24 protein-coding genes and 1 other annotated feature are annotated in these 24641 nt (G+C 47.8%); of the genes, 14 read left to right on the forward strand and 10 right to left on the reverse strand.

Annotated features, from left to right (window positions below):
* Positions 1-25: 25 nt before the first annotated feature.
* From ENTMO_RS0113910 to ugd, 13 genes are all read left to right on the forward strand, one after another.
* Positions 26-1615 (forward strand): capsular polysaccharide export protein, LipB/KpsS family, encoded by a 1590-nt coding sequence (locus ENTMO_RS0113910; RefSeq protein WP_010431999.1) that lies wholly within the window; start codon positions 26-28, stop codon positions 1613-1615.
* The gene (locus tag ENTMO_RS0113915; protein WP_010432001.1) at positions 1608-2810 is read left to right on the forward strand and encodes a lipopolysaccharide biosynthesis protein; all 1203 of its coding nucleotides are present in this window, start codon (positions 1608-1610) and stop codon (positions 2808-2810) included. Before ENTMO_RS0113910 ends, ENTMO_RS0113915 begins: the two co-directional genes overlap by 8 nt.
* A gap of 19 nt (positions 2811-2829) precedes the next feature.
* Complete coding sequence (locus tag ENTMO_RS0113920; protein WP_010432003.1) at positions 2830-4086, forward strand: O-antigen polymerase; 1257 nt, start codon at positions 2830-2832, stop codon at positions 4084-4086.
* Positions 4087-4139: 53 nt separating this feature from the next.
* Positions 4140-5240: a glycosyltransferase gene (locus tag ENTMO_RS0113925; RefSeq protein WP_010432005.1), complete on the forward strand. Its 1101-nt coding sequence runs from the start codon at positions 4140-4142 to the stop codon at positions 5238-5240.
* Positions 5241-5260: 20 nt separating this feature from the next.
* On the forward strand, positions 5261-6295 hold the full coding sequence (fnlA, locus tag ENTMO_RS0113930; protein ID WP_010432006.1) for a UDP-N-acetylglucosamine 4,6-dehydratase/5-epimerase: 1035 nt from the start codon (positions 5261-5263) through the stop codon (positions 6293-6295).
* Between the two features lies 1 nt (position 6296).
* A complete protein-coding gene (gene wbjC / locus ENTMO_RS0113935; protein ID WP_010432007.1) occupies positions 6297-7400 on the forward strand; it encodes a UDP-2-acetamido-2,6-beta-L-arabino-hexul-4-ose reductase in 1104 nt (367 codons plus the stop codon).
* Entirely contained in the window at positions 7400-8530 is a 1131-nt protein-coding gene (wecB, locus tag ENTMO_RS0113940; RefSeq protein ID WP_010432008.1) for a non-hydrolyzing UDP-N-acetylglucosamine 2-epimerase, read from the forward strand. Before wbjC ends, wecB begins: the two co-directional genes overlap by 1 nt.
* A complete protein-coding gene (locus ENTMO_RS0113945) occupies positions 8530-9741 on the forward strand; it encodes a glycosyltransferase family 4 protein (protein WP_010432009.1) in 1212 nt (403 codons plus the stop codon). Before wecB ends, ENTMO_RS0113945 begins: the two co-directional genes overlap by 1 nt.
* Entirely contained in the window at positions 9728-10126 is a 399-nt protein-coding gene (locus tag ENTMO_RS0113950; protein WP_010432010.1) for a WbuC family cupin fold metalloprotein, read from the forward strand. The genes ENTMO_RS0113945 and ENTMO_RS0113950 overlap by 14 nt, the downstream gene beginning before the upstream one ends.
* A 113-nt stretch (positions 10127-10239) precedes the next feature.
* On the forward strand, positions 10240-11646 hold the full coding sequence (gene gndA, locus ENTMO_RS0113955; protein ID WP_010432011.1) for an NADP-dependent phosphogluconate dehydrogenase: 1407 nt from the start codon (positions 10240-10242) through the stop codon (positions 11644-11646).
* 94 nt (positions 11647-11740) lie between these two features.
* The gene (rfbB, locus tag ENTMO_RS0113960) at positions 11741-12829 is read left to right on the forward strand and encodes a dTDP-glucose 4,6-dehydratase (RefSeq protein ID WP_010432013.1); all 1089 of its coding nucleotides are present in this window, start codon (positions 11741-11743) and stop codon (positions 12827-12829) included.
* Positions 12826-13707 (forward strand): glucose-1-phosphate thymidylyltransferase RfbA, encoded by an 882-nt coding sequence (gene rfbA, locus ENTMO_RS0113965; RefSeq protein WP_010432015.1) that lies wholly within the window; start codon positions 12826-12828, stop codon positions 13705-13707. Before rfbB ends, rfbA begins: the two co-directional genes overlap by 4 nt.
* Before the next feature lie 239 nt (positions 13708-13946).
* Positions 13947-15113, forward strand: coding sequence for a UDP-glucose 6-dehydrogenase (gene ugd, locus ENTMO_RS0113970; protein WP_010432017.1), 1167 nt, complete (start codon positions 13947-13949; stop codon positions 15111-15113).
* Positions 15114-15165: 52 nt separating this feature from the next.
* Here the strand turns inward: ugd and ENTMO_RS0113975 are convergent, their stop codons facing one another.
* Positions 15166-16170, reverse strand: a complete 1005-nt coding sequence (locus tag ENTMO_RS0113975; protein WP_010432020.1) for an NAD-dependent epimerase — start codon at positions 16168-16170, stop codon at positions 15166-15168.
* A 193-nt stretch (positions 16171-16363) separates the two neighbouring features.
* On the opposite strand from ENTMO_RS0113975, the gene wzzB reads away from it, so the two are divergent.
* On the forward strand, positions 16364-17344 hold the full coding sequence (wzzB, locus tag ENTMO_RS0113980) for an LPS O-antigen chain length determinant protein WzzB (RefSeq protein WP_010432023.1): 981 nt from the start codon (positions 16364-16366) through the stop codon (positions 17342-17344).
* A 39-nt stretch (positions 17345-17383) separates the two neighbouring features.
* Here the strand turns inward: wzzB and hisIE are convergent, their stop codons facing one another.
* From hisIE to hisL, 9 genes are all read right to left on the reverse strand, one after another.
* A complete protein-coding gene (gene hisIE / locus ENTMO_RS0113985) occupies positions 17384-17995 on the reverse strand; it encodes a bifunctional phosphoribosyl-AMP cyclohydrolase/phosphoribosyl-ATP diphosphatase HisIE (RefSeq protein WP_010432027.1) in 612 nt (203 codons plus the stop codon).
* Positions 17989-18765 carry an imidazole glycerol phosphate synthase subunit HisF gene (hisF, locus tag ENTMO_RS0113990; protein ID WP_010432029.1) on the reverse strand — a complete coding sequence of 259 codons (777 nt, stop codon included), beginning with the start codon at positions 18763-18765 and terminating at the stop codon, positions 17989-17991. Before hisF ends, hisIE begins: the two co-directional genes overlap by 7 nt.
* Positions 18747-19484, reverse strand: coding sequence for a 1-(5-phosphoribosyl)-5-[(5-phosphoribosylamino)methylideneamino]imidazole-4-carboxamide isomerase (gene hisA / locus ENTMO_RS0113995; RefSeq protein WP_010432033.1), 738 nt, complete (start codon positions 19482-19484; stop codon positions 18747-18749). The genes hisF and hisA overlap by 19 nt, the downstream gene beginning before the upstream one ends.
* On the reverse strand, positions 19484-20074 hold the full coding sequence (hisH, locus tag ENTMO_RS0114000) for an imidazole glycerol phosphate synthase subunit HisH (protein ID WP_010432035.1): 591 nt from the start codon (positions 20072-20074) through the stop codon (positions 19484-19486). Before hisH ends, hisA begins: the two co-directional genes overlap by 1 nt.
* Positions 20074-21141 carry a bifunctional histidinol-phosphatase/imidazoleglycerol-phosphate dehydratase HisB gene (hisB, locus tag ENTMO_RS0114005; protein WP_010432038.1) on the reverse strand — a complete coding sequence of 356 codons (1068 nt, stop codon included), beginning with the start codon at positions 21139-21141 and terminating at the stop codon, positions 20074-20076. Before hisB ends, hisH begins: the two co-directional genes overlap by 1 nt.
* Complete coding sequence (gene hisC / locus ENTMO_RS0114010) at positions 21138-22199, reverse strand: histidinol-phosphate transaminase (protein WP_010432041.1); 1062 nt, start codon at positions 22197-22199, stop codon at positions 21138-21140. Before hisC ends, hisB begins: the two co-directional genes overlap by 4 nt.
* Positions 22196-23500, reverse strand: coding sequence for a histidinol dehydrogenase (gene hisD, locus ENTMO_RS0114015; RefSeq protein WP_010432044.1), 1305 nt, complete (start codon positions 23498-23500; stop codon positions 22196-22198). Before hisD ends, hisC begins: the two co-directional genes overlap by 4 nt.
* 5 nt (positions 23501-23505) lie before the next feature.
* Complete coding sequence (gene hisG, locus ENTMO_RS0114020; RefSeq protein ID WP_010432047.1) at positions 23506-24405, reverse strand: ATP phosphoribosyltransferase; 900 nt, start codon at positions 24403-24405, stop codon at positions 23506-23508.
* A gap of 45 nt (positions 24406-24450) precedes the next feature.
* Positions 24451-24574 (reverse strand) — a sequence feature (His leader region).
* Complete coding sequence (hisL, locus tag ENTMO_RS26170) at positions 24550-24600, reverse strand: his operon leader peptide (protein ID WP_099516347.1); 51 nt, start codon at positions 24598-24600, stop codon at positions 24550-24552. (Overlaps the previous feature by 25 nt.)
* Between the last annotated feature and the right edge of the window lie 41 nt (positions 24601-24641).

The following is a 24641-nucleotide window of genomic DNA, read 5'->3' on the forward strand; positions in this document are numbered from 1 at the left end:
GAAAGTACAGGGGTGGTTAAATTTAATGTTTTCTAAAATAAAAACGATTCTTCGCTATCTTATGCCCTATCAGCCAGATGTTATTGAAAATAAGTTTGTGGAGTTGAACAGTAAATTATGGAAGGCAGAGCCATTAAAAACCCAGACTGATACCGATAATAAATCATTTTGTCTGGTTGAGGGCATTATTGCCTGCCCGGCCAGTATCATGGATAAAGCAAGGATAGCAAAGGCCATACAGCAAGAAACAGGCTCCGAACCAGTCGTTTTTGTTCGCGGCTTTAATATTGCAGGGAGTAATGTAAGTCACATATATCAATCCTTTAATATTAATCATTTCTATTGCTGGTGGCGTGGGTTCTTTCATCCGAAAGTCTTTATCCCAGCTATAGTTGCTACTTCGAAAATAATGTTAGGGGCCAGGTCTGGAGAGGCATTAATCAATTTGAACTACCGAGGTGTGGATATTGGGGATCTTATCTACGATACTTTAATTCGATTTCGACCAAACGAATACACGGTAAAAAAAATACAATTTAAGCATCTGAGATTGATTTTTAGATCTTTTTTGACATTTCATAATAATGAACTAATGTTGGCTAAATACAACCCAAAATACCTTGTGACAAGCCACAATGTGTATGCTGAATTTGGCATGCTACCACGTCAGATAAGACATCATAATGCTGGGGTTATATTCCTCAAGGATATTTATGCTTATAAGTGTTACGGTTCTCAAATTAATGTTAAAGAACACTTTCTTAAGCCAGATTATGAAGGGTTTTTACTGAATCTTAAATCAAGCGAATACGTCAACAAGGCGCATAAATACTTTCATGATCGCCTTGAAGGCAATGTCGATCAAATAGATGTAAAAAATGCATTTAAAAATAAAAAGAAATATAGCATAGAACAATTGAAAGCGATCTACCCAAGCATTGATACTGAAAAGAAAAATGTTGTTGTTATGTCCCATGCATTTTCAGATTCTCCACATGTTGGAGAGGGGCTACTATTCAATGACTATTATGATTTCCTTGAGAAAACATTAATTCGACTTAATAAAAATACTAATATCAATTGTTTTGTAAAAGCACATCCCAGTTCTTATATGTGGAATGAAAAAGGAGGTGTTGAGAGTTTGATTGAAGCTAATAAATTGGATCATATCCATATGATGCCGGTCGACTTGAATACCAATTCTATTGCAGATTTTGCCGATATTATCGTGACGGCGAAAGGGACTGCTGGTCTGGAATTTTCATGTCTAGGTATTCCCGCTGTAACTGCTGGAAAAGGATATTATGCTGGGTTCGGTATTACACTTGAACCTGAATCTGTGGAATTATATTATGATATTTTAGACTCGGTTTCGGATCTGACAAATCTTAGTGACGAAACTCGACAACGAGCCATGGTATTGCTTTATATGGTTTCTTTAAGCAGGAGACATTCTGCAATTCTGCCTAAACAGCACATCATGCCACATGAAAATTATAGTGACGTCTATCTTGATAAATACAAAGAAATCATTGCTAATATCGAAAGTGAAATCCCAATACGTGATGAATTCTATCAGGAGATTATTAAGGATGTGGTGAAAAATCATGTTTAAAAAGGGCTTGTTATATATACTCGTAAATTATGCCATTCAATTTATTAATATATTTCTTAGCCTGGTCATGATGAAATATCTTCCAACTGCCCAGCTTGGAGATCTTGCACTTGCAAGAACATGGCAGCAGTTCGTCGATTACTCACACCTTGGCTCTCGTTTTTCTTTAGACCGCTTTATTCCGTTAAGCAAAAATAGGGAAAAAAAATTATTAGTTACAACAGTATTGCTAACGAATATTATAGGGGCATTAACTGTTCTAATAGTTGCATTAATTTTCAACCATTCCAATATTACTGTGCTTATTCTTACTCTTTGTGGATTATTCATTTCGATTAGCAATATTGTTAAAGCTTATTATCGAGCAACTAATCGGATCGATGAAATGTTATGGCTTGTGATATATTCACAATTTCTGCCAGTTCTTCTTCCGCTTATTATATATATAATTACACATAGTTTTGAAATTTATCTTTACACAAGTTTAGGATGTTATGGATTAGCTATAATAAGATTATATCGGATTGAAAGGAATTTAAAAAAGTATCTTATCCTGAAATTATTGTTTAATAGATTGAAATTCTTATTTAAACCTTCTCTTTTGTTATTTTTAAACGCAATTTTCACTTTCCTATACCTTGTTATGGATAGATTTTTTATTGATGGCACAGGTGGTCGTGATCAGTTGGGCAATTTTAGTGTTATCATATTTGCTTTCAGCGCGCTTATGATTATACCTTCAACTTGTGCTGAGTTGCTTTTCGTCAAAGTTATTAAACAGTGTAGTCAGACTGGAAGATGTTTATTCATTAAAGAATGTCTTATTATGTTTTCTGTTACTCTGTTGGGTGTGATAATTGCGAATGTAGTAATGAAGTTTTTCATTGAAAACTTCACAAAATATGGATATCTTATTCCTGAATTACATTTAGCCACTCTTGCTGTAATTCCCTTTGCATTTACAGCAATTTACTATCATGTGATGAATGGATTAGATCTTCGTAAGCAAATGGTAGCTGTTAGTGCTGCGGTCTGTCTTATTTTAATTGCGTATTATTGTATTCCTGTGTTCACTCATGTGAAATTTGAGCTTCATGATTATTTGTATGCGAAGCTGGCAACAGGATGGTTAGTATTGCTTGGCTATGTTTTTTTTATTTTGCGTGTAAAAATTGGTGCGCATCATAAAAAATAAATTCTCGGTAGAATTTAATATGATCTCAATTGCTTTCTTCGTACTAGCCCTAACCATTTATTCACTAATAGTATTTAAAACAAAAGATATAATTCATCCCATAGGTATTGGGATCATCTTTTGGTTTTTTTCTGCATCTCTTTCCACAATAGATGTTCTTTATGATCCTCAGTTGCAGTCAGAGTTAAGTTTTGAGACGCTAGCGGCTATTTTTCTTGCTGGCTTATTCTTTACGCTTCCTTTTTTATTCTCAAAGAGAATAGATAAAGCTATTTTTAGTTATCAGCGGTTCGATTTTAATCTTATCTATCGCGTAGTATTTAACTTTATCGTCCTTTTATCTATAATTACATTTTTAATGCGATTTGGTACGATGCTAACTCACCCTCCGCTCCTCTCCGGTGCCGGTAGTGATTTGAAATCATTGGTTCCTAATGCGCCTCCGTTATTAAATTTTATCGATGTATCTATGCCGTACATCGCTCTGACTGCTCTTTTCGAACTCAAATACTCATATCGACTAAGACGCGGACGAAGGATTCTACTTATTTTCTTTGCCATTTTCACAATTGTTGCTGCGTTAATTTATAAAGTTTCCAGAGGCGAGTTTTTAGTATTTATGATGGGTGCTATTTATATTCTTTTAATTCCACGTAAAATTACCTTAGGATTCAAGCAATTAATGATGGTAATGCTGCCGATGGCGCTACTCTTATATATTGGTGCAATGCGAATTTCTGAAACAAGCCGTGCATCAACTCAATTTGGCGAGGGAGTGGCGAATTCGCTCTTCAGTCAAATTTACACCTATGTGGCAATGAACTTCCAGAATCTGAATTTGCTGGTTAATTCATCTTTCGAACCGACTTATATATGGGGAGGGCTTAAGTTTTTACTCAAACCATTCTTTGGTTCTTATTATGATAATAACTCAATAGGTTTCTCGGATTATGAAGTTAGTTTTTTCAATGCCAAAACCTTTATCTACTATTTTTATAACGACCTAGGATTGGCTGGGGTGATAATTTATTCATTTGTAATTGGTCTTTTGCTTCAGGTGATTTATAACAAAACGGCTTGCAATGTTAAGTATTGTCTTTTACAGGCATGCTTTATGAAGGCTATTATTTTTATGTTGTTCGGTAATTATTTTTTTGGAGAGTTTGTGTTAATTATCCCTTACGGCATTGTACTTTTCCTTTTACTGCTTATTCCTAAAGTCGAAGTTAAGAGGATAGAAGCTAAACCTATCCCTAATCATTTCAATAATAATTAATGAGTATTTATGGCAGGAAGATATCTAAGCTATTTCAGTAAAAGGACATATTGATGAGTTTGCTGATTAATGCATCGAACCTGTATGTAGGTGGTGGTGTTCAGGTCGCAGTTTCTGTATTAGAGGAATTAACTAATTCTAAGCGACAGTTTATTGCAGCGGTTTCCCCCTTAGTTGCAAGACAACTTTCGGAAGCAGCATTGATAAATTGTCTAATCATTGACAAGACACCATCAAATATTTTTAACTTTAAATCAAGAAGAACCTTAGATAAAATAGTAGCTGAAAATAACATCAGCAAGGTGTTCACTATTTTTGGCCCCAGTTACTGGAACCCCAAAGGCGTTAAACATGCCGTAGGCTTTGCTTTGCCATGGTTGATTTATGATACACGCCGAGTGTTTTCTAAATTGACTTTTGCTGAAAAAGCAAAGAAAATTTTATTAATGTGGTTACAGCCTTATTTCTTTAAAAAAAATGCAGACCTTATCTTTGTTGAAACCGACGATGCTAAAGATAAAATTATTGAGCGTTATCATTTTCCGCAGAGTCATGTCGTCACTGTTTCAAATACTATAAATGCGATTCTTCAAAACGCTAAATTATATGATAATAGCGTCATTAGCTCTTTACCGGTAAAGGAGGACGGTGATGTTTACCTTTTGACAATATCACATGATTATCCGCACAAAAATTTAAATGTTATTCCTATGTTACTCGACAGATTGCCTAGTAATTATAAGTTCGTAGTTACGCTGCGTACTCCAATGGAAAATATCCCACAGCAATACCAGCATCGTATAATTAACGTCGGCCCAATCAAAGTTAATCAATGCCCGGCGTTATATCATTTTTGTGATGCTCTATTTTTACCTACGTTACTGGAATGCTTTAGTGCCAGTTATGTAGAGGCTATGTATTTCAAAAAAACTATCTTTACATCAGATTTATCGTTTGCGCATACAGTATGCCATGATAGCGCATTCTACTTCGATCCCTATTGTGTTAATGATATCTGCGATAAGATCATTTCCGGGATGGAGAATGTGAAGGATAGAGCGATAAAACAAGAAAAGGCCGATCAGCTTTTTTGCCAGCTACCAACGGCGAGGGAAAGGGCCTTAATGTATATGCACAGTATTGACAAGTTATAAGATTTCATAAGAGGTGTTAAATGTTTTCAGATAAAGTGCTTTTGATTACTGGTGGTACAGGTTCATTTGGCAATGCGGTATTAAAACGATTTCTTAATACCGATATTAAAGAAATTCGAGTTTTCTCGCGCGATGAAAAAAAGCAAGACGATATGCGCAAGAAATATAATAGTGAGAAACTTAAATTTTATATAGGGGATGTGAGGGATTATCGCAGTATTCTCAATGCCAGTCGTGGCGCTGACTTCATCTACCACGCCGCAGCACTTAAACAAGCGCCATCATGCGAGTTCCATCCGATGGAGGCAGTTAAGACTAACGTCCTCGGAACTGAAAATGTTCTTGAAGCTGCGATTGCCAACGAAGTTAAACGTGTCGTTTGCTTAAGCACTGATAAAGCTGTTTATCCTATCAATGCTATGGGTATTTCGAAAGCAATGATGGAAAAAGTGATGGTCGCAAAATCACGTAATGTTAATAGCGACAAAACTGTGATTTGCGGTACTCGTTACGGCAACGTGATGGCTTCCCGTGGTTCAGTCATTCCCTTGTTCGTTGATCTGATCAAAGCGGGTAAGGCGCTGACGATCACTGACCCAAATATGACCCGTTTCATGATGACGCTTGAAGATGCTGTTGATTTGGTCCTATATGCGTTTGAGCATGGCAATAATGGTGATATTTTTGTTCAAAAAGCACCAGCCGCAACGATTGAAACATTAGCTATTGCTCTGAAAGAGCTTCTTTACGTTGAGCAACATCCCGTCAATGTTATCGGTACGCGGCATGGTGAGAAACTTTATGAAGCGCTGCTCAGCCGTGAAGAGATGATTGCCGCCATCGACATGGGTGATTATTACCGTGTTCCACCTGACCTGCGCGATCTTAACTATGGAAAATATGTTGAACAAGGTGATAGCCGTATCTCTGTTGTTGAGGATTATAACTCGCACAATACGCAGAGACTGGATGTTGAAGGGATGAAAACACTTCTTCTGAAATTACCATTTATTCGCGCATTGCGCGCGGGTGAACATTACGATCTGGACGCCTGACATGAAAATCCTGATTACTGGAGCTGATGGCTTTATCGGACGTAACCTGTGCTTACGCCTTCAGGAAGCAGGGTACAGTGACCTTGTTAAGATTGACCGTGGTTCAAGTGCGGCTGAGCTGGAAAATGGCCTACAAGAAGCTGAATTTGTCTATCATCTCGCGGGTATCAATCGACCTAAAAACGTCGAAGAGTTTGCCGAGGGGAATAGCAATCTGACTCAACAGATTGTGGATACTCTTTTAGCCAAGCATAAAAGCATACCTATTATGATCAGTTCTTCCATTCAGGCTGAACTGGATAATGCTTATGGTCAAAGTAAAGCTGCAGCTGAAAAACAGATTGAACGCTATGCAGCTGAAAGCGGTGCAGCATACTTTATTTATCGTTACCCGAATGTTTTTGGTAAATGGTGCAAGCCTAATTACAATTCGTTCGTGGCAACCTTCTGTCATAATATTGCCAATAACATCAATATTACGATCAACGATTCTTCCGCGCCTGTAAATCTTGTATATATTGATGATGTTTGTACTGATGCTATAAAGCTCTTGTCTGAAAAGGTTAAAAGCGGGTACAAAACTGTCGAGCCAGTATATTCGACGACAGTAGGTGAGGTGGCGGATTTACTTTATCGCTTCAAAGAAAGTCGTTCCACTCTTGTCACCGAGGCTGTAGGTACAGGGTTCACCCGCGCGCTTTATTCGACGTGGTTAAGTTATCTACCTGCCGATATGTTTGCGTACTCAGTTCCCTCTTACGAGGACGCCCGAGGGGTCTTTTGCGAGATGTTAAAAACCCCTTCAGCGGGGCAGTTTTCATTTTTCACCGCACATCCCGGCATTACACGTGGTGGTCATTATCATCACACAAAAAATGAAAAGTTTCTGGTCATTCGCGGCCAGGCATGCTTCAAGTTTGAACATGTGATTACCGGCGAGCGATATGAACTGAATGTTACCTCAGATAATTTCAAAATCGTTGAAACAGTTCCCGGCTGGACGCATGACGTTACAAATATTGGAAATGATGAATTGATAGTTATGCTCTGGGCAAACGAAATTTTCAATCGTGATGAGCCTGATACTATTGCGAGACCTCTGTAATGAAAAAATTAAAAATTATGTCTGTTGTTGGCACGCGTCCTGAGATTATCCGTCTGTCACGCGTTCTTGCTAAGCTTGATGAACACTGCGAACATATTCTTGTCCATACTGGTCAAAACTATGATTATGAGCTCAACGAAGTGTTCTTTAATGACCTTGGTGTACGAAAACCCGATTACTTTTTAAATGCTGCCGGGAAAAATGCTGCAGAAACTATCGGTCAGGTTATCATCAAAGTGGATGAGGTACTCGAATCCGAAAAGCCTGAAGCAATGTTGGTGCTAGGTGATACTAACTCTTGTATTTCTGCTATCCCGGCCAAGCGTCGTAAAGTGCCTATCTTCCATATGGAAGCCGGCAACCGTTGTTTCGATCAGCGCGTCCCGGAAGAGACCAATCGACGCATCGTCGACCATACCGCTGACATCAATATGACCTATAGTGATATCGCACGTGAATATCTTCTGGCTGAAGGCCTCCCAGCAGCTCGAATTATTAAAACCGGTAGCCCAATGTTTGAGGTACTTACGCATTACATGCCTCAAATCGATAATTCGGATGTCCTCTCGCGACTGAACCTGCGTCCGGGCGAATTCTTTGTCGTTAGCGCGCATCGTGAAGAGAATGTTGATTCTCCCAAACAACTCGTCAAGCTTGCAACCATTCTCAATACTATTGCTGAAAAATATGATTTGCCGGTTATTGTATCCACTCATCCGCGGACACGTAATCGTATTAACGAGCAAGGGATTGAATTCCACCCAAATATTAATCTGCTGAAACCTTTAGGTTTCCATGATTACAATCATCTGCAGAAAAACTCTCGTGCTGTGCTGTCTGACAGCGGTACGATCACTGAAGAATCCTCCATTATGAATTTCCCAGCGGTAAATATTCGGGAAGCACATGAGCGTCCAGAGGGCTTTGAAGAAGCCTCTGTCATGATGGTGGGTCTGGAGTGTGAACGTGTTTTACAGGCACTGGATATTCTGGCAACACAGCCTCGTGGAGAAGACCGTCTTTTACGACAAGTCAGTGACTACAGCATGCCTAATGTGTCGGATAAAGTCGTCAGAATCGTTCACTCTTATACAGATTATGTCAAGCGAGTCGTCTGGAAAGAATACTGATGAAACTTGCTTTAATCATAGATGATTACCTGCCCAATAGTACGCGAGTTGGTGCAAAAATGTTTCATGAGTTGGCTCAGGAATTTATTCTCCGTGGGCATGATGTTACTGTAATTACACCTGACACCCGTCTCCAGGAAGATGTGTCTTTTGACACCTTCCAGGGGGTCAAAACATGGCGTTTCAAAAGCGGGCCTCTCAAGGATGTGAGTAAAATTCAACGTGCCATTAATGAAACGCTTCTTTCCTATCGGGCCTGGAACGCCATTAAAGGCCAGATAAAAAAAGAAACTTTCGATGGGGTAGTTTATTATTCGCCATCCATTTTCTGGGGGCACTTAGTTAAGAAAATTAAATTCCGTTGCCAGTGTCCGGCTTACCTGATTTTGAGGGATATGTTCCCGCAATGGGTGATAGACGCTGGCATGTTAAAAGCCGGTTCTCTCATCGAACGCTATTTCCGTCTTTTCGAAAGAACGTCTTATCGTCAGGCAAACCGTATTGGGCTGATGTCAGATAAGAATCTTGACGTCTTTCGGATGACCAATAAAGGTTATCCTTGTGAGGTTTTGCGTAACTGGGCTTCTCTTACGCCGTCGGTACCACCACAGGGTTATATATCATTGCGTCAGCGTCTTGGCCTTGAAGATAAAGTTATTTTCTTCTATGGAGGGAATATCGGTCATGCGCAGGATATGGGGAATCTGATGCGTCTTGCCCGAAAAATGGCTGTGCATCCGCAAGCCCACTTTTTATTTATTGGGCAGGGAGATGAAGTTGAATTAATCAATTCTTTAGCTGCCGAGTGGGCATTGCCTAACTTCACGTACATGGCATCTGTCAATCAGGATGAATTTAAATTTATCCTGTCGGAAATGGATGTTGGCCTTTTTTCACTTTCCGCCAGACATTCATCTCACAATTTTCCAGGAAAATTGCTAGGATATATGGTTCAGTCCTTACCTATATTGGGCAGTGTGAATGCTGGTAATGATTTGCTTGATGTCGTTAATCAAAATAATGCCGGATTAATTCATATTAATGGTGAGGATGACAAACTGCATGAGTCCGCACTGCTAATGCTTAAAGATGTTTCCGCGCGTCGCCAATTCGGCTTAGGTGCGAATGTATTGTTGAAAGAACAGTTCTCAGTCGAGTCTGCGGCCCAGACTATAGAAATGAGGTTAGAGGCGTTTAATGCGACTAATTGATACTCATCAGCTTGAAGCCTTATACGAACAAGCCAGGCATTCTGCACGCTTGCGCGCTCATCTTCTAATGCATAACTCACACCAGGATAAAGTGCAGAGGTTGCTCATTGCTCTGGTTCAGGGCAGTTATGTCGACCCGCATTTCCACGAACTCCCTCATCAATGGGAAATGTTTATCGTTATCCAAGGGCAAGTGCAGGTTTGCTTGTATGGCAAAGATGGCGAAATAATTAATCAGTTTGTCGCCGGAGAGAATACGGCAATAAACGTAGTCGAGTTTTCTCCGGGTGATATACACAGTGTTGAATGTCTATCTCCGAGAGCACTAATGATGGAAGTGAAAGAGGGACCTTTTGATCCTTCCTTTGCCAAGGCGTTCATCTAACGCCCCTCTGAATCGCATCTTCCGCTATCTACTCAGGCTCATCCTGAGTTAACATCTAAGCCACATTTCAAGCCGCGCACAGTCGCGGCGACCACACCTGACAGGAGTATGTAATGTCCAAGCAACAGATCGGCGTTGTCGGTATGGCAGTGATGGGGCGCAACCTGGCGCTCAATATCGAAAGCCGTGGTTATACCGTCTCCGTTTTCAACCGCTCCCGTGAAAAAACCGAAGAAGTGATTGCCGAGAACCCAGGTAAGAAACTGGTTCCTTTCTATACGGTTAAAGAGTTTGTTGAGTCTCTCGAAACGCCACGTCGTATCCTGTTAATGGTGAAAGCGGGCGCGGGTACCGATGCTGCTATCGATTCACTGAAACCGTATTTGGATAAAGGCGACATCATTATTGATGGCGGCAATACTTTCTACCATGACACTATTCGTCGTAACCGTGAATTGTCAGCTGAAGGCTTCAACTTCATCGGTACCGGTGTGTCCGGTGGTGAAGAGGGTGCCTTGAAAGGCCCATCTATCATGCCTGGCGGTCAGAAAGAAGCGTATGAGCTGGTCGCACCAATCCTGACTAAAATTGCAGCTGTTGCTGAGGACGGCGAGCCGTGCGTGACCTACATCGGTGCTGATGGTGCTGGCCACTACGTTAAGATGGTTCACAACGGTATCGAATACGGCGACATGCAGCTTATTGCAGAAGCGTACTCCCTGCTGAAAGGCGGCCTGAACCTTTCTAATGAAGAGCTGGCTGAGACCTTCACCGAGTGGAATAAAGGCGAACTGAACAGCTACCTGATCGACATCACCAAAGATATCTTCACCAAGAAAGATGAAGAGGGGAAATACCTGGTTGATGTGATTCTGGATGAAGCAGCGAACAAAGGCACCGGTAAATGGACTAGCCAGAGCTCGCTGGATCTGGGCGAGCCTCTGTCTCTGATCACTGAATCCGTATTTGCTCGCTACATCTCCTCTTTGAAAGAGCAGCGCGTTGCGGCATCTAAAGTGCTGTCTGGTCCGCAGGCCAAGCCGGCTGGTGATAAAGCTGAATTCGTTGAGAAAGTTCGTCGTGCTCTGTATCTGGGTAAAATCGTCTCTTATGCACAAGGTTTCTCTCAGCTGCGTGCCGCTTCAGACGAAAACAACTGGGATCTGAACTACGGCGAAATCGCGAAGATCTTCCGTGCTGGCTGCATAATTCGCGCCCAGTTCCTGCAGAAAATCACAGATGCCTACGCTGAAAATGCCGGCATCGCGAATCTGCTGCTGGCACCGTACTTCAAGAAAATCGCGGACGAATACCAGCAGGCGCTGCGTGACGTGGTTGCTTACGCCGTGCAGAACGGTATTCCGGTGCCGACCTTCTCCGCTGCGGTGGCGTACTATGACAGCTACCGTGCCGCCGTACTGCCAGCGAACCTGATTCAGGCACAGCGTGATTACTTTGGTGCGCATACGTATAAACGTACGGATAAAGAAGGTGTTTTCCACACCGAATGGCTGGATTAATCTGATTTAGTTTTGCCATATCATCAAGCCCGGTAGAGATACCGGGCTTTTTTATCACACCCAATCCACTTACTTTATAAACGGACTAGATTGCGTGAAAATTCTTGTTACTGGCGGTGCCGGTTTTATCGGTTCTGCAGTTATCCGACATATCATCAGCAATACTCGGGATAGCGTTGTTAACGTTGATAAATTGACCTATGCCGGTAATCTGGAATCCTTGCGTGAGGTAAGCGATAGCGAACGCTATGTCTTTGAGCATGCTGATATATGCGACAAAGAGGCAATGGAGCGGATTTTCGCCATGCATCAGCCTGATGCCGTCATGCATTTGGCAGCGGAGAGCCACGTTGATCGTTCTATTACCGGTCCTGCTGCATTTATTGAAACCAATATTGTGGGTACCTATGTCCTGTTGGACATCAGTCGCGCTTACTGGTCCTCATTGGATGAGTCGGCAAAATCCGCATTTCGTTTTCACCACATTTCAACAGATGAAGTATATGGCGATTTACCCCATCCTGATGAGCATCAGGACGGAAATCCGTTGCCGCTCTTTACAGAGAAAACGTCATACGCGCCAAGTAGCCCTTATTCAGCCTCAAAAGCATCCAGCGATCACCTGGTTCGCGCGTGGATCCGCACCTACGGCCTGCCAGGGATAGTGACAAACTGTTCAAATAACTACGGCCCTTTCCATTTTCCGGAAAAACTTATCCCGCTTGTCATATTGAATGCACTTGAAAACAAAGCCTTACCCATTTACGGCAAGGGAGATCAAATCCGTGATTGGCTGTATGTGGAAGATCACGCGCGAGCCCTCTATACCGTCCTGACCACTGGTCAGCCCGGCGAAACGTACAATATCGGTGGGCATAATGAGAAGAAAAATATCGACGTTGTACATGCGATTTGCGATCTGCTGGATGAAATTGTCCCTAAGGAAAAATCCTACCGGGAACAGATAACCTATGTGGCTGACCGCCCCGGCCACGATCGCCGTTACGCGATAGATGCTCATAAAATCGGAACAGAGTTAGGCTGGAAGCCAGAGGAAACGTTTGAAAGTGGGATTCGCAAAACGATTGAGTGGTATTTGAACAACGCTGAATGGGTCTCTAATGTTAAAAGTGGTGCCTATAAGGCATGGATTGAGCAGAATTATGGGGAGCGTAAGTCATGACGAAGCGTAAAGGCATCATCCTCGCTGGCGGATCTGGCACGCGTCTTTACCCGGTGACGATGGCGGTGAGTAAGCAGCTGCTGCCGATTTATGATAAGCCAATGATCTACTACCCGCTTTCCACACTGATGCTCGCGGGCATTAGAGACATTCTGATTATCAGTACTCCACAAGATACGCCGCGTTTTGAACAACTGCTTGGCGATGGGAGTCAGTGGGGACTTAACCTACAATACAAAGTACAACCAAGCCCAGACGGTCTGGCGCAGGCTTTTATTCTTGGCGAAGAGTTTATCGGTGAGGACAATTGTGCGCTGGTCCTGGGGGACAACATTTTTTATGGGCATGATCTTCCGAAACTGCTTGAAGGTGCGGCTGGACAGGAAGAGGGCGCGACCGTGTTCGCTTATCATGTAAGCGACCCAGAGCGGTATGGCGTTGTTGAGTTTGACAAAGACGGTACAGCGATTGGCCTTGAGGAGAAACCTCAACACCCCAAAAGTAACTACGCGATTACGGGTCTCTATTTTTACGATAACGATGTCATAGAGATGGCCAAAAGTTTACGTCCATCCGATCGTGGCGAGCTGGAAATCACCGACATCAACCGCCTCTATATGCAGCAGGGGCGGTTATCTGTGGCGCTGATGAGACGCGGTTATGCATGGCTGGATACGGGAACCCACCAAAGCATGATTGAGGCAAGTAATTTTATTGCCACCATCGAAGAGCGTCAGGGTCTCAAGGTGTCTTGCCCGGAAGAGATAGCATTCCGCAGAGGCTTTATCGATTCGGATCAACTTCGGCTTTTAGCGGAGCCACTCAAGAAAACGGGTTACGGGCAATATCTATTAAATCTGACCAAGGGATTAGTCTGATTTGAATCTTGCCATCATTGATCATTTTTGGGCATGTGTAATCGTTGAAAGCAGCATTGAGGCTGGTGAGAAGGCAGTTTATCCGTCGTGTTGACGGCCTGTGCTTATGAATTTATCCACTGCCCAGACAGGACATGAACCTTGACAGCGAAATGGCATTAGCGATAAAAAACCACCAGTTAACTATTGTGGTGGGATTTTGAATGTCACCAGAAACTCATACTGAAGAAGTCAAGTAAATGAAAATAACAATCTCCGGAACCGGTTATGTTGGTCTCTCAAACGGTATTCTTATCGCACAACACCATGAGGTGGTTGCGCTTGATATCATTCAGGCCAAAGTGGATATGCTTAATCAGAAGAAGTCTCCGATTATCGATAAAGAAATCCAGGACTATCTGTCAAACAAACCGTTAAATTTCCGTGCCACAACGGACAAAGAAGATGCCTACCGCGACGCAGATTTCGTCATCATCGCTACACCAACGGATTACGACCCTAAAACCAACTACTTCAACACATCAACCGTAGAAGCGGTGATCAAAGATGTTATCGCAATCAACCCAAATGCGGTGATGATCATCAAATCGACCATTCCGGTAGGCTTCACCAAATCGATTAAAGAAGAGTTGGGTATTGATAATGTCTTCTTCTCGCCTGAGTTTCTGCGCGAGGGCAGGGCGTTATACGATAACCTGCACCCATCCCGAATCGTGATCGGTGAGCGTTCTGAGCGTGCGGAGCGCTTCGCCGCACTGCTGCAGGAAGGCGCAATCAAGAAGGATATTCCGGTACTGTTCACTGACTCCACCGAAGCTGAGGCGATCAAGCTCTTTGCCAATACCTATCTGGCAATGCGCGTGGCCTACTTCAACGAGCTGGACAGCTATGCAGAGAGTCTGGGCCTGAACACCCGCCAGATCATCGAAGGCGCGTGCCTCGACCCCCGTATCGGTAACCATTACAACAACCCGTCGTTTGGTTACGGCGGCTCCTGTCTGCCCAAAGATACCAAGCAGTTGTTGGCAAACTATCAGGCGGTGCCAAACAACCTGATTTCTGCCATTGTCGATGCCAACCGCACGCGTAAAGACTTCATCTCTGATTCGATCCTTGCGCGTCAGCCGAAAGTGGTGGGCGTCTATCGTCTGATCATGAAGAGCGGCTCTGATAACTTCCGCGCTTCTTCTATTCAGGGGATCATGAAGCGTATTAAGGCGAAAGGCGTGCAGGTCATTATCTATGAACCAGCGATGCAGGAAGACGAGTTCTTCCATTCTCGCGTAGTTCGCGATCTGGACGTTTTCAAGAAAGAAGCGGATGTGATTATCTCGAATCGTATGGCGGAAGAGCTGGCAGACGTGGCGGATAAGGTTTACACCCGCGATCTGTTTGGTAGCGACTAATCTCCCGTCTACCGCACACAAAAAACCCGGCTCATGCGCCGGGTTTTTTGTATTAAACCTTATAGAAATTACGGTACCAGTCGACAAAGTTCTTCACTCCGTCTTTTACCGAGGTCTGCGGTTTAAAACCAATCACGTCATATAACGCCTTCGTATCGGCGCTGGTTTCCAGCACGTCACCGGGCTGGATGGGCATCATGTTTTTCTCTGCCACTTTACCTAACGCGTCTTCCAGCGCGGTAATGTAATCCATCAGCTCGACAGGCGAGCTGTTGCCGATGTTGTAGACGCGATACGGTGCGGAGCTGGTCGCTGGCGAACCGGCCTCGACGGTCCAGTTCGCATCGGCCTGAGGGATCACATCCTGCAGACGGATGATCGCTTCAGCGATATCATCGATGTAGGTGAAGTCACGCTTCATCTTGCCGTAGTTGTAGACGTCAATACTCTTGCCTTCAATCATCGCTTTGGTGAACTTGAACAGCGCCATGTCCGGGCGTCCCCAAGGACCGTACACCGTAAAGAAGCGAAGCCCGGTTGTCGGCAGGTTGTAGAGATGCGAGTAAGTGTGCGACATCAGCTCGTTGGCTTTTTTGGTCGCTGCATACAGTGAAACCGGGTGATCCACTGAGTCGTCAGTTGAGAACGGCATCTTACGGTTCAGGCCGTAAACGGAGCTGGAAGAGGCATACAGGAGGTGCTGAACCTTGTTATGGCGGCAGCCTTCCAGCACGTTGAGATGGCCAACCAGGTTAGCATCTGCATAGGCGTGCGGGTTTTCCAGCGAGTAGCGAACGCCTGCCTGCGCGGCCAGATGGATCACACGGTCAAATTTCTCATTGGCGAAGAGTGCGGCCATGCCTTCACGATCGGCTAAATCCAGCTTTTGGAAGGAGAAATTCTCGGATGTGAGCAGATCAAGACGCGCCAGCTTGAGATTAACGTCGTAGTAGTCATTCAGATTATCAATCCCAATGACGTGATGACCTGCCTCCAGAAGCCGCTTGCTAACATGCGAACCGATAAAACCTGCTGCGCCAGTAACCAAAAATTTCATATCTTTCCTCGTTAACGCTTCGTTCCTGTTGATGCTCAGCGCATCAGATTATGTCTATGATAACCCGTTGCTCATAAGTTACATAACCCATCTTTCCGATATAACTCATCGTATTCCTATAGAAAAATTGCCAGCAACAGATACACTATGGGAACATGATTTCTTTTGCCCTTTTTGATCTGTTAGGGATTGTATGACGCAAAACAACAATAACCTGGTCCCGCGCAGTAACGACCCGGAGCAAATTGATTTACTTGATTTAGTGCTACAGCTGTGGCGTGGGAAGTGGATTGTCGGTGCTTTTATCGTTGTATTTATTGTGCTTGCCGCAGGTTATTTAACCGTAGCTAAAGAGAAATGGACCTCTTCAGCGATCATTGCCCAGCCTGACGCTGCACAAATTGCAACATATTCTAACGCGCTGAACATCCTCTATGGCGGTGCCGCACCTTCAATGCTTGATATTCAGACCCGCGCTATTGGTCGTTTTAACTCTTCCTTTTCTGCCTTATCTCAGGCACTTGAAAATCAGGCTGCCCCAGAGAAATTGACCATTGAGCCGACGGTTAAGGGGCAATCTCTGCCGTTAACTGTCTCCTATACGAGCGAATCCGCAGAAGCCGCGCAAAAACAACTCGCTCAGTATATCCAGCAGGTTGATGAGCAAACTGCAAAAGAGCTGACGCTCGACCTCAGGGATAACCTCAAACAACAGATCACAACCCTGAATGATTCTCTGGAAAACCAGGAGAAGGTGTCTCAGGAGCAAAAAGATCTTCGTATCAAACAGATTGCGGAAGCGCTTAAAAACGCGGAAGCGACAAAAATCACCACCCCGCAGATCCAACAAACGCAGGATGTGACGCAAGAAACCATGTTCCTGTTAGGAAGCGAAGCCTTAAAATCAATGTTAGACAACGAAGCATCGCGTCCTCTTGTCTTCTCAGGCACATACTATCAGACCAAACAGAATTTACTCGATATCCAGAACCTGAACGTGAACCCCGAAACTATCCATGTCTATCGCTACGTGATGAAGCCGAATCTGCCTGTTACTCGCGATAGCCCGAAAAAAGCCATCACCCTGATTCTTGCCGTACTGCTGGGCGGGATTATCGGTTCTGGTGTAGTACTGGGCCGCAACGCGCTGCGTAACTACAAGCCAAAAGCCTGATTCGCAGACAAAAAAAGACCGGGTTTCCCCGGTCTTTTTTTATTTATGGCGCTTACGTAAGTTCTCAATCACCGCCGTTAAATCCAGCTCCTGATCCTGCAGCAGCACCAGCAGGTGGTACATCAAATCCGATGCCTCGTTAGTCAGCTCGTCCCGGTCATGCACCGTCGCCGCCAGCGCCGTTTCGACGCCTTCTTCGCCCACTTTCTGCGCTATGCGCTTGGTTCCGCTGGCGTACAGCTTCGCGGTATACGAACTTTCAGGGTCAGCCGTTTTACGTTCAGCCAGAAGCTGCTCAAGCTGGTAAAGGAACAGCCACTGGTGGCTCGCCTCACCAAAGCAACTGCTGGTCCCTTTGTGGCACGTCGGCCCAATCGGGTTTGCCAGCACCAGCAAGGTATCGTTATCGCAGTCAGGGGTAATGCTGACCACGTTCAGGAAATGACCCGAGGTTTCGCCTTTGGCCCACAGGCGTTGTTTGGTGCGCGAGAAAAAGGTCACCTTACCGCTGTCGAGCGTTTTTGCCAGCGCGTCCTGGTTCATATACCCCAGCATCAGCACTTCTCCTGAAACAGCATGCTGTACAACTACCGGCAATAATCCGTCAGTCTTTTCCCAGTCCAGCTGCGCCTGTTGTTGCTCTGTTAACATACCCTAATCTCCACGCCCTGGTCGGCCAGGTACGTTTTTAACTCACCAATATTGATAATTTGTTTGTGGAACACGGACGCGGCCAGCGCGCCGTCCACGTTCGCAGCGCGGAAGGCTTCCAGGAAGTGCGACATGGTGCCCGCGCCGCCGGAGGCGATCAGCGGCACATGGCACACGGCACGCACTTTTTTCAACTGCTCCAGGTCATAGCCGTTACGCACGCCGTCCTGGTTCATCATGTTCAGGACAATCTCGCCCGCGCCGCGCTTCTGCACTTCCTGCACCCAGTCCAGCGTCTCCCATTGGGTAACGCGGGTGCGGCTTTCGTCGCCCGTGTACTGGTTAACGTGGTACTTGCCGGTGGTATCGTCAAACCAGGTGTCGATACCGACCACAATACACTGCACGCCAAAGCGATCGGCCAGGCGGGTGATGAGTTCCGGATCGGCCAGCGCAGGGGAGTTGATAGAAATTTTATCCGCGCCAAACGAGAGAATTTTGGCCGCGTCGTCAGCGGATTTGATTCCGCCCGCCACGCAGAACGGGATGTCGATCACTTCTGCCACGCGTGCGACCCAGCTTTTGTCGACCACGCGTCCATCGCTGGAGGCGGTGATGTCATAAAATACCAGCTCATCGGCACCTTCATCGGCATAGCGTTTCGCCAGCGGAACGATGTCGCCAATGATCTCGTGGTTGCGGAACTGCACGCCTTTCACCACCTGGCCGTCACGTACGTCCAGGCAAGGGATTATCCGTTTTGCCAGCATTGAATCGCCTCCGTCACCGTAAATTTGCCTTCCAGTAAGGCCCGTCCCACAATCACACCCTGCACACCGGTACCGCGCAGCGCGGCCACGTCGCCAATATCACCGATACCGCCAGAAGACCGGAACGCCACCTGCGGATAACGCGCGCAGACCTCTTCGTACAGCGAAACGTTAGAGCCGGCCAGCGTGCCATCGCGTGAGATATCCGTGCACAGCACGTGCTTCAGGCCGACAGGAAGATAAATATCGACCAGCTCTTCCAGCGTTACGCCGGAGTTTTCCTGCCAGCCGCTAACGGCAACCTGCTTGTTACCCTGTTCATCAATGCGAACGTCCAGCGCCAGCACCAGCGCATCGGCGCCGAAGCGGCGGAACCAGCCCTTCACCGTATCAGGATCTTTCACGGCGGTAGAACCGACCACCACGCGCGCCACGCCCGCGTCCAGCAGGGCGGCAACATCGTCTTCCGTACGCACGCCGCCGCCAACCTGCACGGGGACATCCACGCCAGCAACCAGTTTTTTGAGCAGAGGGATTTGGCGTTTCGCCGGATCTTTCGCGCCGGTCAGGTCGACCAGGTGCAGCACCTCAGCGCCCTGCGCCGCGTAGTCCTGCAGGCGCGGCAGCGGGTCGTTACCGTAGTCGCGCTGCTGGCCGTAATCGCCCTGGTGGAGACGAACAACCGTGCCGTCAATTAAATCTAAAGCGGGAATAATCATCACATCTCCAGGAAGTTTTTCAGCAGCTGTGCGCCCGCGGCACCAGAGCGTTCCGGGTGAAACTGCACACCGTAAAAATTATCTTTCTGTACTGCTGCGGTAAACGCCTCGCCGTAGTTGCACTGGGCAATGGTGTTCGCGTTCACCGGCATGGCGTAGCTGTGGACGAAGTAAAAGTACGCGCCGTCTTCGATGCCGCGAAACAGCCGGTCGCCCGCTTTGGCGTAAACGCGATTCCAGCCCATGTGCGGCAGCGGTAAACCGTGGTCGTTCATTTTCGGCACGTCTTCGTCAATAATGCCCAGCAGGTCGACGCCGTTGCTCTCTTCGCTGCGGCGGCCCAGGATCTGCATACCCAGGCAAATGCCGAGCACCGGTTGGGTACAGGCTTTGATCAGATCGACCAGCTCGCGTTCGCGGATCTGATCCATCGCCGCCTGCGCGGTGCCCACGCCGGGTAAAAAGAGTTTGTCGGCGCGCAGCACCACGTCCGGGTCACGGCTCACCACCGGCTCGTAGCCGTGGCGGGCAATCGCCGACTTCACGGAGTTCAGGTTGGCGCATCCTGTATCCAGAATCACCACGTTCATTACAACACTCCTTTCGACGAGGGAAGGGCGTCACCTTCAACGCGGATCGCCTGGCGCAGCGTACGACCAAAGGCTTTGAACAGGCTCTCCACTCGGTGGTGATCGTTCTTGCCTTTGGTTTTCAGGTGCAGCGTCAGGCCCATAGTGTAAGTGAGCGAACGGAAGAAGTGCTCCACCATTTCGGTGCTGAGATCGCCTACGCGCTGGTAGGTGAAATCGGCTTTATATTCCAGGTGCGGGCGACCCGAGATGTCCATGGCGCAGCGTGCCAGGCACTCGTCCATCGGCAGGACGAAGCCGAAACGGTTGATGCCGCGTTTGTCACCGAGCGCCAGCTTCAGGGCTTCGCCCAGCGCCAGGCCGGTGTCTTCCACGGTGTGGTGATCGTCAATGTAAAGGTCGCCTTTTACCGTAATTTCCATGCGGAAACCGCCGTGGGTCGCAATCTGGTCCAGCATGTGGTCAAAGAATCCGACGCCGGTGTGGATCTTGCTGCCGCCTTCGCGGTCCAGCCAGACCTTCACGTCAATCTGCGTCTCTTTGGTGTTGCGCTCAACGTGTGAGTAACGGTCGCGTTTGGTCAGCTGTTCGCCAATTTTCGCCCAGTTGAGATCGCTGCTGCTGTAACGCAGGCCCGTGATGCCCATGTTTTCGGCGAGAGTGATGTCGGTGGCGCGATCGCCAATCACATAGCTGTTGGCTTTATCGAGCGCTTCTTCCGCCAGATAACGCTCAACCAGCTTCACTTTCGGTTTACGGCAGTCGCACTCGTCGGCTGGCAGGTGAGGGCAAATCAGCACTTCATCAAACGCCACGCCCTGCGAGGTGAGGATCTGCATCATCAGGTTGTGCGGGCCGTCGAAGTCGGCCTGCGGGAAGCTGTCCGTACCCAGCCCGTCCTGATTGGTGATCATCACCAGCTTAAAGCCAGCCTTCTGCAGTTTGAGCAGAACCGGGATTACGTCGGGTTCAAAAGCCAGCTTGTCGAAACGATCGACCTGAAAATCGGTAGGTGGCTCCGAAATGAGGGTGCCGTCACGATCGATAAAGAGATACTTCTGACTCATACTTTCTCCGCTTTCAGGGCGTCAATTACGCGCTGGCTCTCTGCACGGGTGCCGACGGTAATACGCAGGCAGCCGCTTAAGGATGGTTGTTTATTTTGGTCTCGTAAGATAATGCCTTGATCCCATAAAGATTTAAATACGGAGCTTGAGGCAGTAAAGCGCACCAGAATGTAGTTGGTTTCAGAGTCAAACACCTGCTCTACGCAGGGGATCGCTTTCAGGGCCGTCACCAGGTACTGACGCTCTTCCAGAATTTGCGCCACGCGTTCACGCATGGCGTTAATACCCTGCGGCGCCAGCGCCTGTGCGGCAATGTCGGCAACCGGCGTGGAGAGCGGGTAAGGGGCAATGACTTTCAGCAGCAGGTCGATGACCTCTTTGTTGGCCAGCGTAAAGCCGCAGCGCAGGCCCGCAAGGGCGAAAGCCTTCGACAGCGTACGCAGCACCACCAGTTGCGGGTACTCTTCAATCCAGCCTGCCAGCGTCGCCTGCGGGCAGAATTCAATATAGGCTTCATCCGCCACCACCAGCGCCTTGCCGCGGGTCATTTCCAGCAGGGTACGAATATCCTGCGGGTTGATAATCTGGCCGGTCGGGTTATTTGGGCTGCAGACGAAGACCACCTTCACGTCGTCGAGGTTGTCGGCGATACCCTGCAGATCGAGCTGCCAGTCTTCCAGGGACAGCACGTTGCGGCACGCCACGCCGAAGGTTTCCGCGCTGACGCTGTACATGCCGTAAGTAGGCTGACAGTACATCACCGCATCTTTACCTGGCTCGCAGAACGCGCGGATCAGCAGTTCAATACCTTCATCCGCGCCGCGGCTGACCAGCACCTGCTCCGGCTTCACGCCCGCATACTGGGCGTAGTTTTCGATAACCGCTTTCGGCTGGCACTCCGGATAGCGGTTCAGCGTTTGCTGCGACAGCTCGAACTGCACCGCCGTCGGAAATTCGTTGGCGTTCAGCCAGACATCGCCGTTACCACCCAGGCGACGGGCAGACTGATACGGAGTCAGTCGACGGACATTTTCGCGGGCTAATTCTTCAATGTTCATGCTTGCTCCTTCAGGGCGGCAACGCGCAGCGTCACGGCATTTTTGTGGGCGGTCAGGCGCTCGGCGGCGGCCAGGGTTTCAATGGTGGAAGCCAGTGATGCAAACCCCTCGCGGGAGAGTTCCTGCACGGTCATCCGTTTCTGGAAATCCGCGAGGCCCAGGCTTGAGCAAGTTGAGGTATAGCCGTACGTTGGCAGCACGTGGTTGGTGCCGGAGGCGTAATCGCCCGCGGACTCCGGTGACCAGTCGCCGAGGAACACCGAGCCCGCGCTGGTGATGCTGTCGACCAGATCGCGCGCGTTGCGGGTCTGAATGATCAGGTGCTCGGGACCGTACTGGTTAGAGATGGCAATACACTGGTCGAGATCGCGCGCCACAATCAGGCGGCTGGCGGACAACGCCTGGCGTGCGGTTTCGGCACGCGGCAGGTCCGCAAGCTGGCGCTCAACGGCTTCGCCTACGCGTTTCGCCATATCGGCATCCGGCGTCAGCAGGATGACCTGCGAGTCCGGGCCGTGTTCCGCCTGAGATAACAGGTCGGAGGCCACGAAATCCGGCGTCGCGCCGCTGTCTGCGATCACCAGCACTTCAGACGGACCGGCTGGCATGTCAATTGCCGCGCCGTCCAGACGCTGGCTGACCTGGCGCTTGGCTTCGGTCACAAAGGCATTGCCCGGGCCAAAAATCTTGTCAACCTTCGGGATGGACTCTGTGCCAAAGGCCAGCGCGGAAATGGCCTGCGCACCGCCCACGTTAAACACCTCCTGCACGCCGCACAGTTTCGCGGCGTAAAGGATCTCGTCGGCAATCGGCGGTGGCGAGCAGAGCACCACTTTCTGACACCCGGCGATACGCGCAGGGGTAGCCAGCATGAGTACGGTGGAAAACAGTGGGGCAGAGCCGCCAGGGATATAAAGGCCGACCGATGCAACCGGGCGCGTCACCTGCTGGCAGCGCACGCCGGGCAGGGTTTCCACATCAACGGTCTGTAATTTCTGCGCGGTGTGGAAGGTATCAATGTTTTTCACCGCGACGGCCATCGCCTGTTTGATCTCGTCACCAAGACGGCTTTCCGCTGCCGCGATTTCCTCTTCGGTGACCCTTAACGCGCCAACTTCGGTTTTATCAAACTTCGCGCTGTATTCACGCAGCGCATCGTCGCCACGGGTTTTGACGTTGTTGAGGATCTCGGCCACGGTACGGGTAATGCTTTCCGACGCGGAAATCGCCGGACGCATCAGCAGCTCGCGCTGTTGTGCGTCGCTACAGTTATTCCAGTCGATGATTGTGTTAAAGCTCATGGCCATTACTCCATCATCTTCTCAATTGGCAGCACCAGAATAGAGCTTGCGCCCAGTGACTTCAGCTTTTCCATGGTTTCCCAGAACAGGGTTTCGCTGCTCACCATGTGCATCGCCACGCGCTGCTGATCGCCTGCCAGCGGCAGAATGGTTGGACGCTCAGCACCCGGGAGCAGGGCAATCACTTCGTCCAGGCGCTCGGTCGGCGCGTGCATCATGATGTATTTGGATTCACGCGCCTGAATCACGCCCTGAATACGGGTCAGCAGTTTGTCGATGAGCTGCTGCTTGGCATCGGCCATGTCGCCGTCGCGCTGAATCAGGCAGGCTTTGGAGCGGTAGATAACCTCCACTTCGCGCAGACCGTTCGCTTCCAGCGTCGCGCCGGTAGAGACCAGGTCACAAATGGCGTCAGCCAGACCCGCACGGGGTGCCACTTCAACAGAGCCGTTCAGCAGGCAGGATTTAAACTGCACGCCTTTCTGGTCGAGGTAACGCTTTAACAGGTGAGGGTAAGAGGTGGCGATACGCTTGCCGTTCAGCGCAGCCGGGCCGTCCCACGCTTCATCGACCGGCGTAGCCAGCGACAGGCGGCAGCCGCCGAAGTCCAGACGACGCAGGGTGAAGTAACGCGGGTCTTCGCCCTGCGCGCGGCGGGTCAGCAGCTCTTCTTCCAGCACGTTTTCGCCAATGATGCCGAGATCAACGACGCCATCCATCACCAGGCCAGGAATATCGTCATCACGCACGCGCAGAATATCGATAGGCATATTTTCAGCCAGGGCAATCAGGCGCTGGGTGTGCAGGTTGATTTTAATCCCGCAGCGGGCCAGCAGTTCGCGTGAATCGTCACTCAAACGGCCTGATTTTTGAATAGCTATGCGTAAACGTGAGTTATCTAACATTCTTTATTCCTCGTTAACCTGTTTTAACCTGTCTGAATGCGGTCCAAAAAAAAGCCCCCGGAAGATGATCTTCCGGGGGCTTTCTCTTGCGTTCGCGCACCACTGGAAGATCCAAACGTCTTCCAGCACACATCGCCTGAAAGACTAGTCAGGATGATGGTGGTGATGGTGGTTTTTAAATGGAACGCGTGTCATATAAATTCTCGTTGAATGCTTATGCATCTGATGTCTTTTAA

The sequence above is a fragment of the Enterobacter mori LMG 25706 genome (assembly GCF_000211415.1).
In the GTDB taxonomy this organism is placed as follows: Bacteria; Pseudomonadota; Gammaproteobacteria; order Enterobacterales; family Enterobacteriaceae; genus Enterobacter; species Enterobacter mori.